Source organism: Paenibacillus profundus (genome assembly GCF_021369635.1).
Classification (GTDB): domain Bacteria; phylum Bacillota; class Bacilli; order Paenibacillales; family Paenibacillaceae; genus Paenibacillus_B; species Paenibacillus_B profundus.
The window spans coordinates 189,706-204,416 of the sequence record NZ_JAJNBZ010000002.1 but is presented as its reverse complement, the minus strand read 5'-3'; the positions used below and the strand labels follow the sequence as shown (position 1 = coordinate 204,416).

The 14,711-nt window shown below is 49.2% G+C and carries 13 protein-coding genes; 5 read left to right on the top strand and 8 right to left on the bottom strand.

The genetic code is table 11. The features are described from left to right. Nucleotides 1-146 precede the first annotated feature (146 nt). Nucleotides 147-1,136, top strand: coding sequence for a glycoside hydrolase family 130 protein (locus LQV63_RS03785; RefSeq protein ID WP_019420855.1), 990 nt, complete (start codon nt 147-149; stop codon nt 1,134-1,136). Nucleotides 1,137-1,326: 190 nt separating this feature from the next. Here LQV63_RS03785 and LQV63_RS03780 read toward each other — a convergent pair whose 3' ends face one another. From LQV63_RS03780 to LQV63_RS03770, 3 genes are read right to left on the bottom strand one after another with little or no spacing between them, the layout of a single operon-like run. Next, complete coding sequence (locus LQV63_RS03780; protein WP_233695698.1) at nt 1,327-3,270, bottom strand: ABC transporter permease; 1,944 nt, start codon at nt 3,268-3,270, stop codon at nt 1,327-1,329. Beyond that, the gene (locus LQV63_RS03775; RefSeq protein WP_019420853.1) at nt 3,242-4,015 is read right to left on the bottom strand and encodes an ABC transporter ATP-binding protein; all 774 of its coding nucleotides are present in this window, start codon (nt 4,013-4,015) and stop codon (nt 3,242-3,244) included. The genes LQV63_RS03780 and LQV63_RS03775 overlap by 29 nt, the downstream gene beginning before the upstream one ends. A gap of 36 nt (nt 4,016-4,051) precedes the next feature. Continuing rightward, nucleotides 4,052-5,020 (bottom strand): D-alanyl-D-alanine carboxypeptidase family protein, encoded by a 969-nt coding sequence (locus LQV63_RS03770; protein ID WP_233695697.1) that lies wholly within the window; start codon nt 5,018-5,020, stop codon nt 4,052-4,054. 301 nt (nt 5,021-5,321) lie between these two features. Here LQV63_RS03770 and LQV63_RS03765 point away from each other — a divergent pair, with 301 nt between their 5' ends. Beyond that, nucleotides 5,322-5,621 carry a hypothetical protein gene (locus LQV63_RS03765; RefSeq protein ID WP_233695696.1) on the top strand — a complete coding sequence of 100 codons (300 nt, stop codon included), beginning with the start codon at nt 5,322-5,324 and terminating at the stop codon, nt 5,619-5,621. A gap of 51 nt (nt 5,622-5,672) precedes the next feature. Here the strand turns inward: LQV63_RS03765 and LQV63_RS03760 are convergent, their stop codons facing one another. The 3 genes from LQV63_RS03760 to LQV63_RS03750 form a co-directional block, all read right to left on the bottom strand. After that, the gene (locus LQV63_RS03760; RefSeq protein ID WP_233695695.1) at nt 5,673-6,785 is read right to left on the bottom strand and encodes a sensor histidine kinase; all 1,113 of its coding nucleotides are present in this window, start codon (nt 6,783-6,785) and stop codon (nt 5,673-5,675) included. Then, the gene (locus LQV63_RS03755) at nt 6,766-7,467 is read right to left on the bottom strand and encodes a response regulator transcription factor (RefSeq protein WP_019420849.1); all 702 of its coding nucleotides are present in this window, start codon (nt 7,465-7,467) and stop codon (nt 6,766-6,768) included. The genes LQV63_RS03760 and LQV63_RS03755 overlap by 20 nt, the downstream gene beginning before the upstream one ends. Nucleotides 7,468-7,621: 154 nt before the next feature. Further along, nucleotides 7,622-8,497: a LysR family transcriptional regulator gene (locus tag LQV63_RS03750; protein ID WP_019420848.1), complete on the bottom strand. Its 876-nt coding sequence runs from the start codon at nt 8,495-8,497 to the stop codon at nt 7,622-7,624. A 109-nt stretch (nt 8,498-8,606) separates the two neighbouring features. Between LQV63_RS03750 and LQV63_RS03745 the strand changes: the two genes are divergently transcribed. After that, nucleotides 8,607-9,719, top strand: coding sequence for a citrate synthase/methylcitrate synthase (locus tag LQV63_RS03745; RefSeq protein WP_233695912.1), 1,113 nt, complete (start codon nt 8,607-8,609; stop codon nt 9,717-9,719). A gap of 50 nt (nt 9,720-9,769) precedes the next feature. Here LQV63_RS03745 and LQV63_RS03740 read toward each other — a convergent pair whose 3' ends face one another. Together LQV63_RS03740 and LQV63_RS31285 are read right to left on the bottom strand one after the other, a co-directional pair. Beyond that, complete coding sequence (locus tag LQV63_RS03740) at nt 9,770-9,934, bottom strand: hypothetical protein (protein WP_233695694.1); 165 nt, start codon at nt 9,932-9,934, stop codon at nt 9,770-9,772. A 571-nt stretch (nt 9,935-10,505) separates the two neighbouring features. Then, on the bottom strand, nt 10,506-10,637 hold the full coding sequence (locus LQV63_RS31285) for a hypothetical protein (protein ID WP_267933874.1): 132 nt from the start codon (nt 10,635-10,637) through the stop codon (nt 10,506-10,508). Between the two features lie 739 nt (nt 10,638-11,376). Between LQV63_RS31285 and LQV63_RS03735 the strand changes: the two genes are divergently transcribed. Continuing rightward, the gene (locus LQV63_RS03735) at nt 11,377-12,642 is read left to right on the top strand and encodes a Glu/Leu/Phe/Val family dehydrogenase (RefSeq protein ID WP_267933873.1); all 1,266 of its coding nucleotides are present in this window, start codon (nt 11,377-11,379) and stop codon (nt 12,640-12,642) included. A gap of 203 nt (nt 12,643-12,845) precedes the next feature. After that, nucleotides 12,846-14,663, top strand: coding sequence for a glycerophosphodiester phosphodiesterase (locus LQV63_RS03730; protein ID WP_233695693.1), 1,818 nt, complete (start codon nt 12,846-12,848; stop codon nt 14,661-14,663). The last annotated feature ends 48 nt before the right edge of the window (nt 14,664-14,711 follow it).

The following is a 14,711-nucleotide window of genomic DNA, read 5'->3' as shown; positions in this document are numbered from 1 at the left end:
CACGTTGCGGCACAGGTCTATTGACGATGTAACATGACAACAATACTAACAAGGCTCTCAACCTTAGTCTCAAGGTCTCAACGATGTCATTGTACTTATGCTGCACAGGTTCAACATGAAAATTAACGCAAAGCGAGGTTTGCATCATGAGCCAAATTAAAATCATCGGTCCAGACATTCCGAACATGCCATGGGAAGAACGTCCAGAAGGCCATCGCGACGTCTTGTGGCGCTACAGCCAAAATCCTGTTATTCCACGGGACCTGCTGCCGAACTCGAACAGTATCTTCAACAGTGCTGTCGTTCCATTTGAAGGCGGATTCGCCGGCGTATTCCGTTGTGACGACCGCAATCGCTACATGCGTTTGCATGCTGGCTTCAGTAAAGACGGCTTGAACTGGGACATCAACCCAGAGCCTCTCACGTTTGAATGCGACGATCCTGAGATCGGCAACTTCATCGAGGGCTACGACCCGCGCGTATGCTGGATTGAAGACCGTTTTATCGTTACTTGGTGCAACATTTACCACGGACCGACGATCGGTGTAGCGTACACGCATGACTTCAAAACATTCCACCAATTAGAGAATGCATTCTTGCCTTATAACCGGAACGGCGTTATGTTCCCACGCAAGATTAACGGCAACTACGCAATGGTGAGCCGTCCGTCCGATACGGGCCATACTCCATTCGGCGATATCTTCTACAGCGAGAGCCCGGATCTGGAATTCTGGGGACGTCATCGTCACGTAATGGCACCGCTTGGCGGCTGGCAGAGCAAGAAAGTCGGCGCAGGTCCGATTCCGATCGAGACAAGCGAAGGCTGGTTGATGATTTACCATGGCGTATTGAATTCCTGCAACGGCTTCGTATACGCATTCGGTGCTGCGATTCTCGACCTGGATCAACCATGGAAAGTGAAATACCGCAGCGAACCGTACTTGCTGCAACCGTCCACACTGTATGAGTGCGTAGGCGACGTGCCTAACGTAGCGTTCCCTTGCGCATCACTTGTCGACGCTGCAACAGGCCGCATCGCGATTTACTACGGCGCTGCCGATACAGTAACGGCGATGGCATTCGGTTATGTCGATGAAATCATCGACTTCGTGAAGAACAACTCCCGCGTGGAGTAAACCCTAATGCAACCACAAAGAATGCAAGTCAAGGACCTTACGGTACACTCGCTTTCTTTGTAACCCCTATAACCTATGGCAATACGAAAATCCCCTTAAGACTAGACCGTTGATTACGGTCTGCTTAGGGGGATTTTTGCTTCACATCAACTGCATATTCTGCTCGTATTGCTCGTATTGCTCATACTGCTTATACCATCGCTTTTTGCAATTGCCGGAGATATCGCCACCGAATGATGAGGAAGTATACGATTTGCACGGCGAAAAAGCTGGCGAGCACGGTTAACGTGCTTTTTCCGACCGAAAAATGGACCAATTGCTGCAGTGCTGTAAAGGCAACTCCGCTATGAATGACAGCAACTACGATCGGCAAGAAGAACATAATGAGAAGCTGGCGCGTCACCACTTGATGCAGTTCTTTTCGGGTCAAACCGATTTTAGACAGTAATTCCACCTGCTGTTGATCCCGTTCCCTATCCGTATAGAGACGGAAGTACAAGAAGCTTGCGGCAAAAGTGAAAAACACGACTCCGATCAATACGCTGACGAGCAATAACAAGCCATTGGCCTGCTTGGCCATAACCCATTGAGGATACAACGCAACAAAGGAGAATGCCCCTTCTTCGTAATTATTCTTATTCTCAGGGTAGAAAAATGTCATTAATTTATCCGTCACGGCTCCCGCCTTCTCCCAATGGTCCACGACAAAGCCATGTACCGTATAAGAAGCTCCCCCTTCCCGGTCGTTATCCGGCAGCTTGTCATACATGGAGTCCGACACGACAACGAGCTGAATAATTCCATAATCTTGCGGAAGCACCTGATGAGAGGCCGCCTTGATGAGTTGGAATGCCATTTTCGTCTTTCCTTCGGTTAATTGAACCTCATCAACCGCACCCTGATTGCTATATATTCTTTCCTGATACACGGAAGTAGGAACGACGAAAGCCTCGTTGTCCTGTGTTAACGTCTCTGTCTCATAGCCGAGCGCTGCAGCCATATTGTTATAGTCGGACAACTTCATGAATGTCAAATCGTTCCCGGCATATTTCAAAGCAGCGGATGCTTCCCGGTATGAAACATTCGCCTCATCAAGCCGCTTCTTAATCTCTGCAGCATGCTCAGCTTCCCGCTCATTTCCCTTGTAAGAGTAATAGGTGAAGGCATACGGATTCGTCATTTCCGCCAAGCCTTGATGTCCGATCGCGGTACACGTGCCGATAGCTGTAAAAGCGACCGCGGAAATAACCGCGACAATAAAAAACAGCTTCGCATTGTCCTTCAACCGGTACGCAAGCTCCGAGATCGTAAGCAGATTCGTCTTCTTAAAGTACATCCGTTCTTTTCGCTTCAACGCGCGCATCACATATACGCTCAATTGGGTGAACAAGAAATACGTTCCTACGACAACGAGTACGACACCTGTCATGAGCACAATCAGTGAATAACTCAATCCCGTGGCAAAGGAAAACACAGTCATGTACCCTGCTCCAATGAGAAGGATGGCTAAGAGCGACAACCAAACCGATGCTTGCGGATCCGGTTTGGGCTTCTCTGATCCTTTTAGCAAGTCAATCAACCGATTGACTCTCACCATTCTGGATGTAACTAGGGAGATGAGAACAAAGAGAACCAGAAAGGCTGCTAACGTAGTAACGACCGCTTGAACGGGAACATAGAACGAAAGACCATTATCTATCGCCAATAATTTTGAAATCATAGCTAGAATGAACTTGGAAAATAGAAGCCCGATCGCAATCCCAGTCATACTGGCAGCACAGCCTATCAGCATATTCTCGATGAACACCAGGTTGCGGAATTGCCGATGAGACATCCCGTGCATCATCAGAATGCCGAATTCTTTGTTTCGGGTCTTGAGAAACGAACCGACAGAATACAAGATAAAGAAAAATGAGAAAATAACAAGTAAAACTTGCGATACGCGCAGTCCCATCGTCCCTAGCAGGCTCATCGTCACGCTCGATGACGCAAGCTCGCTATCCAAATCCGGGTGAAACAAGAGCAAGGCATAGGTGAAAAACATCAAAACAGAAAACGCGCTGCTCCAAAAATGCGCCGCATACATTCGTTTATTGCGAACGATATTATGATAGGCCAACTGTGAAAAGGTCATCTCGATTTCCTCCTAGCACAGATAGAACATCCATAATATTGCGCATGAAAATATGCTGATTGTCACTGCGTGAAATTTCATGATGAAGCCGGCCGTCTTTGATAAACACGACGCGATCGCAATAGCTCGCCGCCATCGCATCATGAGTAACAAGCATCATCGTCGTTCCGTCCTCCTTATTGAGCTTGGACATCGTCTCCATCACGTCGCGGGATGCTTTGGAGTCCAAGTTGCCGGTCGGCTCATCGGCCAGCAGCAGCTTAGGACGGTGAATGATGGCGCGTGCAATCGCCGCACGCTGGGCCTGTCCTCCGGATATTTCATAGGTCCGCTTATGCAATATCGTGGTAATCCCTAATTTTTCCGCGATAGCTTCTACTTTGCGATTCAATTCTTCTACGCTAACTCCATCCAGCGTTAAGGGAAGCACAATATTTTCCTTCACCGTCAATGTACCTAGCAAATTAAAGGCCTGAAAGACAAATCCCAGTTCACGACGGCGGAATATGGCCAGCTTTTCCGATGACAAATGGAATGGATTACTTCCATGAATCAACACTTCGCCCGACGTCGGAGCATCGATTGTCGCGATCATATTCATCAGAGTCGTCTTCCCGCTTCCAGACGGCCCCATAATACCGACAAATTCCCCTTCCGCTATCGAGACATTAATATGGGACAGCGCTTCGTAACTTATTTTCCCTGCATATGTTTTGCTTATATCTTTTATTTCTACCATCGACATCTTTATCAATCTCCCACGTTTTCTTATAGTTGAAAATTATGCTTTGAACCGCTCAAAACCGTAATCGAGCAGTTCTTGCGAATCCGACCATACGCTGTCTGCGTTCGAATGAAGCACGACCGCGATAATCCGGTGTCCCTCCCGCTCGGCGGAAGAGACGAGGCAGTATCCCGCTTCATCCGTGAATCCGGTCTTTATTCCTGTCGCGCCCTCGTAGTAGTAGCCGCTGTCTTGCTGCAGAAGCCGATTCCGGTTCGTCAGCGTCTTCATCACCGCACTCGGAGCAGAAGAAACGAGCTTCACTTCTGCCGCGACTTGGCCGACAATGCTGCGGAACAGCTCGTTCTTCATTGCTTCCTTCGCTATTACTGCCAAATCATAAGCGGAGCTATAATGATTCGCATTATGCAGTCCGTGCGGATTCGCAAAGTGGGTGTTGCGCAGCCCCAGTTCTTCCGCCCGCTTATTCATCAGGTCCACAAAGGCGGTCATAGCCTCTTCTTCGCTTAATGAGGCATCTTGCCGTGACTGCCTCCCCAGCTGAACGGCGATCGTGCGCGCCGCATCATTGCCTGAGGGCAGCATCATCGCTTCAACGAGCTGCTTCCACGTGAGCCGTTGCCCGAAGCTTAATCCAGCCACGCTTTCCCCAGGCTCGGTCCATAGCACTTCCTTCCCGACGGTCACCACCGTATTCATATCCGCCATTTCGAGCGCCAACAGCGCTGTCATCATTTTCGTCGTGCTGGCCGGAGCCTTCCGCTCTTGATCGTTTTTATAAAACAAAACTTCCCCCGTATCTTGGTCCATTACAACTGCAGACTTAGCTGATAGCTCCTCCATGGCAAATGCCCGATTGCTGGAAGATACCTCTATATGTTCCACGACCTTATTCACGAGATGCTTGATACGGTTAGAAGAAGGATGAATAACCATCCAAATGCCCAAGGCCAAGATTCCGCCTATAAACAACCAATTCTTTATCTTGAATTTCAATGCTATCACCCTCGAATATCATTATAATCTCGAATTTCGTTTCGATAATCGTAATGATAAAGGAGAGGCTTTAACAATGTTCTAAGCAAAGATGAAGAAAACTTAAAAAAAGATGAAGAAAAGATGAAGTTGTAACGATGAGCGGCGAATGTAGAAGGAAATAACAATTCATTTACGATTTTGTGAAAAAAAGTGCAATTCCATCTTAATGTCCTGCCGAACTGGACTTTAGCAGGGGGTGATTCGCATGAAGAGATTTATAATGGAAGTATAGCTATGAAAGTTGAAACATGATGAAGGAGGTACACCCATGAAACGTAACATCATTGCTTCTGTTCTCATCTTAGGAGGAAGCCTCTTATTAGGTACTACCGTCTACCAAGGCGTCGCTCAACTCGCGGGAAGCGATTCCGGATTATCCCGTGACCGCGGGGGGAACGATAACGATACACATATGATGGAGCGCGCGAATATGAATGAACACATGAATCGAATGGAGCGCTCAGGGATGTCGATGCACACGGACCGTATGGAGCGTGCGAATATGCCGATGCGCACGGAAAGATCGGACATGATGGAGCAGTCCGGAAACCATTGCCACAACATATAGATGAAGGATGAACCGAAGGACGTGACTTCCACGCCTTCGGTTCTCGTCTGTTCAGCCAGTGCCGGACGGCGAAGCGATGCAGGGAAGTTCGATAGTGAACCGGGTGCTCTCCATATCGCTGGCAGCCGTAATCGTGCCGCGATGCAGCTCCACAATCGTTTTTGAGATCGCGAGTCCCAGACCGGAGCCGCCCGTTTCCTCCGAACGCGACTTCTCTATCCGGTAGAACCGATCGAAGATATAGGGCAGATCCTGCTCTGGAATCGGTTCCCCGCAGCTGTTCACGGTGATGGCAACCCGGTTCCCGCTCCGCCGCAGGCCTATTTCCACTAGGGTGCCTGGTTGAGCATAGCTCATGGCGTTCGTCAACAGGTTGTCGAATACTCGCACCAGCTTGTCCGGATCCGCTTCCACCCAGTATTGATCCGCCTGACTGTTCATGCGGATGGAAAGTCCCGCCTGCTCCATCGGATATCGGTAATGCACGCACAGCTGTCCCGCCATTTCCGCCACATTCAGCGGCTTCGTCCGCAACGCCATCCCCCCGTTCATTCGGGTATACTCGAATAGATCGTTAATCATGACGTTCAGCCGCTGCGCTTTTTCATACGCAATGTTCGTATAATGTCTCAGCTCTACTTCATCCCGATATCGATCCTGCTCCACCAACCCGAGATACCCGATAATCGAGGTGAGCGGTGTACGCAAGTCGTGCGATACGCTGGTTACGAGCTCATTTTTGGTGCGCTCCGCTTGGCGTTCTTCCTCCATAGACCGTTTAAGCCGCCGTGTCATCATATTGATGTTGTCAGCCAGACGGCCTAACTCGTCATTTGTTACAATGTCGCACTGCGCATCCAGATTGCCGTCCGCAATGTGCTGCACGGTCTCCGTTATCTTCTCAATATTTTTAATGAGTCGGCGGTTCAGCAAGAAATAAATGAGGATAAACAGCACTAGTCCTGCGATAACAAGTGACGGCACCTCTCCTAAATTATTGTCGGCAAACCTGATCAACCTGTTAATAAACGGAATGCGAAATTCAGTATATACCAGAAATACCACATAAACGAGCAATGCCAGACTCCCCAGTGTCAGCACGATGCTGAGAGCAAACGTAAACAACAGCTTCCACCGGATGCTTCTATACCAAGGCTTGTTCAATCTTGTATCCTACTCCCCATACGGTCTGAATGAACTTGCCGCCGCTCGATTCCAGCTTGTCCCGCAGCTTGCTAATATGAACCGCCACCGTATTGTGCGATCCGTTAAAGCCTTCCTTCCAGACGCGTTCATACAGCTCCTCTGCACTGAACACCCGCCCGGGATGCCCGGCCATCAAATACAAAATATCAAACTCCATGCTCGTCAGATGAACGACATGTCCGTCTACCTTCACCGAATGAGTCTCCTTATTAATTTCCAACCCCTGAATACGGATGATGCCTTGAGGTGCCGTATTCACCTGCAGCTGAGCATTCAATTGGTACGCACGCCGCAGCAAAGACTTCACGCGCGCGACCAGTTCCAGCGGATTAAATGGCTTTACCATGTAATCGTCGGCGCCGGTCATGAGCCCCATAATTTTGTCCATATCCTCTGCCTTCGCACTCAGCATCAGCACCGGAGTAGCCTGCTTCTCGCGAATCTTCATGCATGCAGCAAGCCCGTCCAGCTTGGGCATCATCACGTCCAGTATGACTAAATCCACCCGCTGGTGTTCGATCACATTCAATGCCTCAAGACCATCGTACGCTTTTATGGACTGGTATCCTTCATTTTTCAAATAAATTTCAATCAATTCAGCAATTTCCTTGTCGTCATCGACAATTAAAATGTCCGTCACGTTCCGTTCCTCCTTGCCATTTCCTCGCGGCAATCATCTGGCAATAGAATACCTTGATTTCCCCTGAGGTTCAACTCGCATGACCAAGCTCCCGCAATAGGAGCGACTATCTTGTCATTTTCTCCGTTCTGTCCCCTACTAATTAAACGAAAAACTACATAAAGGATCGGAAAAAATCTAAAAACCGTCTTCCCTCCGTCACATCGCGCTTCATTATCGCATACGTCCGTGCCGTCGGCAGCTTCAGCTCTGGACAGTCCACCTGCAAGAGACGCCCCTCCATCCGTTCTCTCCGCACCGTAATTTCGGGCAAGAACGAGATGCCGAGGCCTTCTTCAATAAAACGCTTCGTCACATGCACCTGCGTGACAAGCATCGTTCTTAGATACGGGTACCTCATCTGCAGCTCCTGCATAATCGGTTCCCAATACTCCGGATGATTATAGGTAAGCAGCATATGTCTCGCGAGCAGTTCCTCTAGATCCAGCGGGGCGGCGACCTCGTTATCATAACCATCATGCGGCGCCACGAGTATAACCCGATCCTCGCCCAGCACTTCGCACGACAAGCTATCATCGTTAGCCCACATACGTGACAAGCCGAGATCGACTTGATTTTGCAGAACGGCGTCCGCAATATGCTTAGATTCAAGCACCTGCACCTGAATCTCCACATCCGGGTTCGTGTCGACGTACTGGCTCAGCACATGCGGGATGAGATATGCAGCAACCAGCGGCGAGACCGCCAAATTCAAGCTGCGTGAGAACCCCTGCTTGAAGCGGAGCAAATCCTGCAGCCCCTCCTTGTGCACGTCGAGCAGATGCTTCGCGTGCGGCAAAAAGCGGCGCCCTGCTTCCGTAAGCTGCACCCGCCTCCCTACCCTTGTAAAGAGCTGGCAGCCCAAGTATTGCTCCAACTGCTTCATCTGTATCGTGACCGTCGGTTGGGAAATGTACAGATCTTCCGCAGTCCGCCGGAAATTTTCATGGGCCGCCGCATGCACGAACGTATGAATCCATTTTAAATCCATTGCGAGCCCTCCCTGATTATGATTTCTTATCAAATCAATAGAAACGTTTCAATATCTTTAATCAATTTCATTGTATATAATAAATCATAATTTGTGGAGGAGGAAGATGATGGTTGACAAAGGGTTAAAGGGTGTAATTGCTGCCGAGACCGAGTTAAGCTTTATCGATGGAGATCAAGGTATTCTGTTGTACCGGGGATACGAGGCGAAGCAACTGGCCGTTCGTTATTCATTCGAAGAAGTTGCTTATTTGTTGTGGTACGGCTCTCTGCCTACACCGGCTGAGCTGACGGCTTTTAAGGCAAAATGGGTGCGCTATCGACAGCTTCCTGAACCCGTCATCCATTGTCTCAAGCAGATTCCTTCCGATATGGATTTGATGAGTCAACTGCGGACAGCCGTCTCCTCTCTGGGCATGAAGCCGTTCGAGGGAACACCGCAGGCGGATCATGCCATTGCATTAACGGCAATGATGCCTGCTCTTATCGCGAATCTGTATCGAGCTCAGAACGGACAGCCGCTCATAACGAGCATACCAACCAATGAATCGTTAAATCATACGGCCCATTACTTATATTTGCTGACAGGCGAGCTTCCGTCGGACGTTCACGTTAACGCGCTTGAGGCGTATATGATTTTGACGATGGAGCACGGATTGAACGCCTCGACCTTCACGGCGCGCGTCATTGCATCCACCGAGTCGGATATCGTCTCAGCCTTGACCGGTGCTATCGGCGCCATGAAAGGCCCGCTGCACGGCGGAGCGCCGTCCGCGGTTACCAACATGCTGGAAGCGATAGGCACCCCCGAACGGGTGGAGCCGTGGCTGCGGGAGCAGCTGGAACAGCGCCGCCGCTTAATGGGATTCGGGCATCGCATCTACCGGACGAGAGATCCGCGCGCCGAGGCGCTGAAGCAGCGCATTGCGCTGATGGAATCTCACGATCCGTGGCTGAATCTTGCCCTTCTGGTGGAGGATACCGCCGTCCGGCTGCTGGCTGAATACAAGCCGGGGCGGGGGCTCTACACGAACGTCGAGTTCTACGCAGCCGCCATCATGCGAGCCATCGGAATGCCGAGCGAGCTATTTACGCCGACATTTACCGCCAGCCGCACAGTGGGATGGACCGCTCATATTTTGGAGCAAGCCAGCGACAACGTCATTTACCGGCCGGAGGCCAAATATGTCGGACCGAGACATTCATCGGTGAACGTCTCCTAACGATGCAGGCACGGCGCTTCTGCGATAATGAGCTTACCGTTCATCGCCGCTTAAGAAGTGCCGCGCCTCTTTTTACGTTCATGAAAGAGTGCTCCCAATCCATCGCAGGCGGGCTTCACGCCACCACGCCAGACGATTATGCGAGTCCGTACTCTTTGCACATTTCGCGTATCGTCCATTAAATCTTCATCTGAATCTGTCCATTTCCCGTTCATGCCAGCTCCCCCTAATATATGCATGTTTTGAAATGATCGTACAAGAAATGCCTGTACAGCTCCGAGACGGCGCGAGTCACCCGTATATTTATAATTGATGACTTACGTAAGGCCACAGCACGTGATGAGAAATCGATTAAGTTGATGGATGCTCAATGGATAGTCGATGGATAATACTACATCGTTCCCCCTCTTGCTTCACTCTCCCATTTAATCAGAAACACCTTTAAAAAAGTCAAAAAAACCATTGCAGTTACTACGAATATGTGCACGTTCTGTATGACCTCGTGATTACATTTTTTGCGAGCAGGACTGTCAATGGACTGTAATTTGATAAATGTGGCGCTTTACCGCAGCGGCCACTGCACACGCCCGGCTACCAGAATCTCTGCCACTATCAATCCTTGTACGCATTTGCCTATCTGAGTTTCGGCAGACAACCCTCTGATGTCGCGATTACTGCGATCCCTGAGCATGCGGGAGAGTGGACGCAAGGAGCAGATAACGAACTATTGGCGGCAGCATGGTTATCAATAATCTGTGCGAGTCACGAACGGCTTGCAGCCAACCGTTAATGAGCCCTCATCATCATCAGCTGCATCAATTCAGGATGCCGAATAAAGAGCGGCTGAATGCCGTACTCGCGAATCCGTCCGCGCAACCGATACACATCATATAGCTCGGCGCCAGCCGGTAAATCCATGAACTGCTTTATATCACGGTGCGTTATTGATAACTTGAGTCATGTGGTCTTGGAATTGAACGTCGAGTTCTGTGCTGGAAAGAGAAGTACGTAAATATCGTGAAATCCACAGGTTCCATCCGAGGTCGCCGCAAAGAAATGCGCAGGGCCTACGTACAGCCTTCCTTGAATGAACTCTAAGCCAAGCCTATAAGGAAAATAAAACCAACGTAATGAGGAAAATTATGTTCTCTTGTAAATTCGTTCCCCCTTTTCCTTACGCCGCAACCATACCGACACACAAATAGATATGAAAAAGCGAACGATTTCCTATTTAAATAGGATTCCGAATTGGAACACAATTGAGATGCCAGAATAACAATATATATGGTTTTTTTATCCACAATCCCTTTTCCGGAAAAAAACAATCGTCCTCTCGACGGGGACAATCTTAAACGGCTCCAATCCGCTCTGCTGTAAGGGTAGTATCACGTCAACTATTTCCTTCATACGGTTCACATTCGTTCCTTGTCCTCTTGACAAGGACGAAGAAAGCGCTTCATATTGACATATTTTTTCTATAAAAAGGTTTTATACCCATAAAAGAATAATTCGATGTAAGAAAATTTATCACCCTGTGTAAAATAATCTTTTAACTTTTTTATGAATTTTGATAGGTTATGTATTTCAAAATACGCACGTTGACAGTATAATGTTTGAAAAGTGTTCCTATATAGCTTGAGAGGATGGGTGATGAGCCTTGGAAATTTTACAACGTGAACAATCAGAAGTGCTAAACCCGTACGAAATCGTACAGAAGCAAATTGACGCTGCGGCCGCAAAATTACAATTGCCTAAACATGTAACGGAATTGTTAAAAAAGCCCAAGCGCGTTTTGTCAGTGAGCTTTCCTGTTCGGATGGACGATGGTACGGTACGCATTTTTGACGGATACCGTTCGCAGCATAACGATGCGATTGGCCCGACAAAAGGCGGCATTCGATTCCATCCTGACGTTACGTTAGACGAAGTTAAAGCACTCTCGATGTGGATGACGTTCAAATGCGGTGTCGTGGGATTGCCATACGGCGGCGGTAAAGGCGGCGTCATTTGCGACCCGCGCCAAATGAGCAAGGGTGAGCTCGAACGCGTCAGCCGCGCTTTCATGGAATCTATCGCAGACATCGTAGGACCTGAGCGTGATATCCCGGCTCCAGACGTATACACCACTCCGCAAATCATGGGCTGGATGATGGATACTTACAGCCGGTTGCGCGGTCATTATTCTCCTGGTGTCATCACAGGCAAGCCGATTATTATCGGCGGATCGCAAGGACGGAATGCAGCGACCGCTCAAGGCTGTGTCTACGCCATTCAATCAGCGCTGGAAGATATCAGCCTGCCGATGGAGAAAGCAACTGTAGCGGTTCAAGGCTTCGGCAACGCTGGACGCATTGCGGCACGCCTGTTGACCGACCTCGGAGCAACCGTAGTTGCGGTGAGCGACTCCCGCGGCGGAATCTATGATGCGAACGGCCTCGACTTGAACCGCGTCGAACAATTGAAAGATGAAGCGACAATCCTGGACTACGGCGTGCAATATCATATCAGCAATGAGCAATTGCTGGAGCTGGGTGTAGATATTCTTATTCCGGCAGCGCTTGAAAATGTCATTACGAAAGAGAATGCACCTCGCGTACAAGCGCGCATTATCGCTGAGGCGGCGAACGGTCCGACTACGCCGGAAGCAGATGCCATTCTCAACGAGAAAGGCTGCATCGTTATTCCGGATATTTTGGCCAATGCAGGCGGCGTGACCGTATCCTACTTCGAATGGGTGCAGAACTTGATGAACTACTACTGGAGCGAAGAGGAAGTCCTCGAGAAGCTGCAGGTCAATATGGTGAAATCATACGATGCAGTTCGTAATATGGCGAAAGAGTATGAAACTGACTTGCGTACGGCAGCGTACATGATCTCACTTCAGCGCGTTACCGAAGCTATGCGAGCTCGTGGCTGGGTATAATGGTGTAAAGGCTGTAATTTTGCCACAGCTTCAAAATAAATGAAGAGGCGCCTGCCCTTATGGGAGGCGCTTTTCCTGTTGCAATTCATGTCGAAGATGAGTTACCTCTGCTGGAAGGATCAACATTTCATTTGGTCAGAAGCAGATCCTATTTTATAATGGAAATGATAAGAAATGATATCATGTTCAAAGGAAACTCTGTTATGACCAAACCTAAAAAGAAATCCCGATTTTTATCCTTTCAAACTACACGGGACATCCTGCAAGTATGGACGCATGCGCACCGCCCTTTTCTACTGTTCGAACTGGTATACAAGCTGATGACTATCGGACTGTTTATTCCTTTACTTTCGGTTATTTTTAACAAAGTATTGGATATTGGCGGCTTCGACGCTGCGGCCAATCATGATCTGCTCCGCTTCGTCTTCAGCCGCTATGGACTGCTCAGCCTGATCCTCATGGCGCCAGTGGCGATGATGCTCATTTATACCGAATTTGCAGTGCTCATCTACATTGCCTATTACGGCATGCAAGGAAAAAGAGCACGTATTCGCGCCGTACTGCTGAAGGCATTGTCACGCCTGCCTAGCTTATGGCGAATCGGAGTCTTCGGGCTATCGCTTTACTTGCTGCTCTTAATCCCGCTGCTTGATGTGGGCTTCGGTCCGTCCTTGCTGCCAAATGTCACAATCCCGAACTTTATTACTGGAGAACTGTTGAAGACCGGGCTCGGTACCATCATGTTCTTTCTGTTTTTTCTAATTATTCTCGTATTGAACTGCCTTTGCATTTATGCGCTGCCCATTCTCGTATTGGAAAATACGAACCGATTTTGGTACGCAGTTCGGAAGAGCGGCCGTTTATTTTGGAAGAGCAAATGGTCGATTGTAAAAGCAGTGTTGGAGTGGGTGCTCGTATTTGTACTTGCCGTCATTGTCTTGCTCGTCATCTTAATCGCGTTACTGTGGCTACTCCCTGAAGACACGGGCATTCCGGCAGCCGCCGTTCTGGCACTTGGCGTCATAATAAGTATCGGTGTATATGCGCTCACCTTGGTGATGACCCCGCTATTCATTACACTTATTACCCGCCTGTACGTCAAATACGCGGGCAAGGACGCCGTCGCTATCGAGACAGATGGATTCAATGCTGCCGTGTGGGAAAGCAGAGAAACGCGCCGCAACTTTATCCAGCGCCACCGTCCGAAGCTGGCGACATTTGGATTGCTCGTATTAATCGCAGTCGGCTGGGGAGTATCGGCGCTGCTTACCGATGTTGGAGAGGCTAAGGATGAATTTATCATCATGGCCCACCGCGGGGATGTCTTATCTGGGGTCGAAAATACGCTCGGCGCTTTTGAGGGTGCCATTGAGGCCGGAGCCGATTATATCGAGCTGGACATTCTGCAGACGAAGGACCACAAGCTTGCCGTCATTCATGACGAAAACCTTAAACGGCTCTCAGGGGAAAATGTCAATGTGTTTGACCTGACTTTGGATGAATTGAAGAAAATTCAGTTACGCCAAGATGGATTCGAAGGTTATGTTTCCTCACTGGATGAGGTATTGGAATTTACGAAGGGACGCATTCGGTTAAATATCGAATTGAAGACGCACGGGCACGAGCGCAATTATGTTCCCATCTTTATCGATACGGTGCGCCGCCATAAGGCGGAGAAAGACATCGTGGTGCAAAGTCTCGAATACGATCTAATTCAACACGTGAAGGCGGCGGCTCCCGATTTGACGGTGGGTTACGTTATCTATGCAACTTTTGCACAGCTTGGCCGCTTTGAGGCGGACTTCTTCGTTGTGGAGGAAGCTTTTGTAAGACCGCGATTGGTGGCTTCCGCCAAGCTAGCCGGCAAACCGCTGTATGTGTGGACCGTGAATGACCCCGAACAGGTAGAGCATTTCTATACGCTCGGCGTGGATGGCATCATCACGGATATCTCCGCGGAAGCGAGAGACACGATTGAGCTGCTGAACGAGCCTGCTGCCAAGACGGAGAACGAACCGTAACGCAATATGCCATATAACGAACAAAGCGGCGTCCCGGTTGCTTTGCGC

Coding starts and splice junctions, on each gene's coding strand:
- LQV63_RS03730 (WP_233695693.1), top strand. CDS start 12,846: ATGACCAAACCTAAAAAGAAATCCCGATTTTTATCCTTTCAAACTACA.
- LQV63_RS03780 (WP_233695698.1), bottom strand. CDS start 3,270: ATGACCTTTTCACAGTTGGCCTATCATAATATCGTTCGCAATAAACGA.
- LQV63_RS03785 (WP_019420855.1), top strand. CDS start 147: ATGAGCCAAATTAAAATCATCGGTCCAGACATTCCGAACATGCCATGG.
- LQV63_RS31285 (WP_267933874.1), bottom strand. CDS start 10,637: ATGGATTTACCGGCTGGCGCCGAGCTATATGATGTGTATCGGTTGCGC.
- LQV63_RS03740 (WP_233695694.1), bottom strand. CDS start 9,934: ATGAACGGGAAATGGACAGATTCAGATGAAGATTTAATGGACGATACG.
- LQV63_RS03745 (WP_233695912.1), top strand. CDS start 8,607: ATGGTTGACAAAGGGTTAAAGGGTGTAATTGCTGCCGAGACCGAGTTA.
- LQV63_RS03765 (WP_233695696.1), top strand. CDS start 5,322: ATGAAACGTAACATCATTGCTTCTGTTCTCATCTTAGGAGGAAGCCTC.
- LQV63_RS03750 (WP_019420848.1), bottom strand. CDS start 8,497: ATGGATTTAAAATGGATTCATACGTTCGTGCATGCGGCGGCCCATGAA.
- LQV63_RS03775 (WP_019420853.1), bottom strand. CDS start 4,015: ATGTCGATGGTAGAAATAAAAGATATAAGCAAAACATATGCAGGGAAA.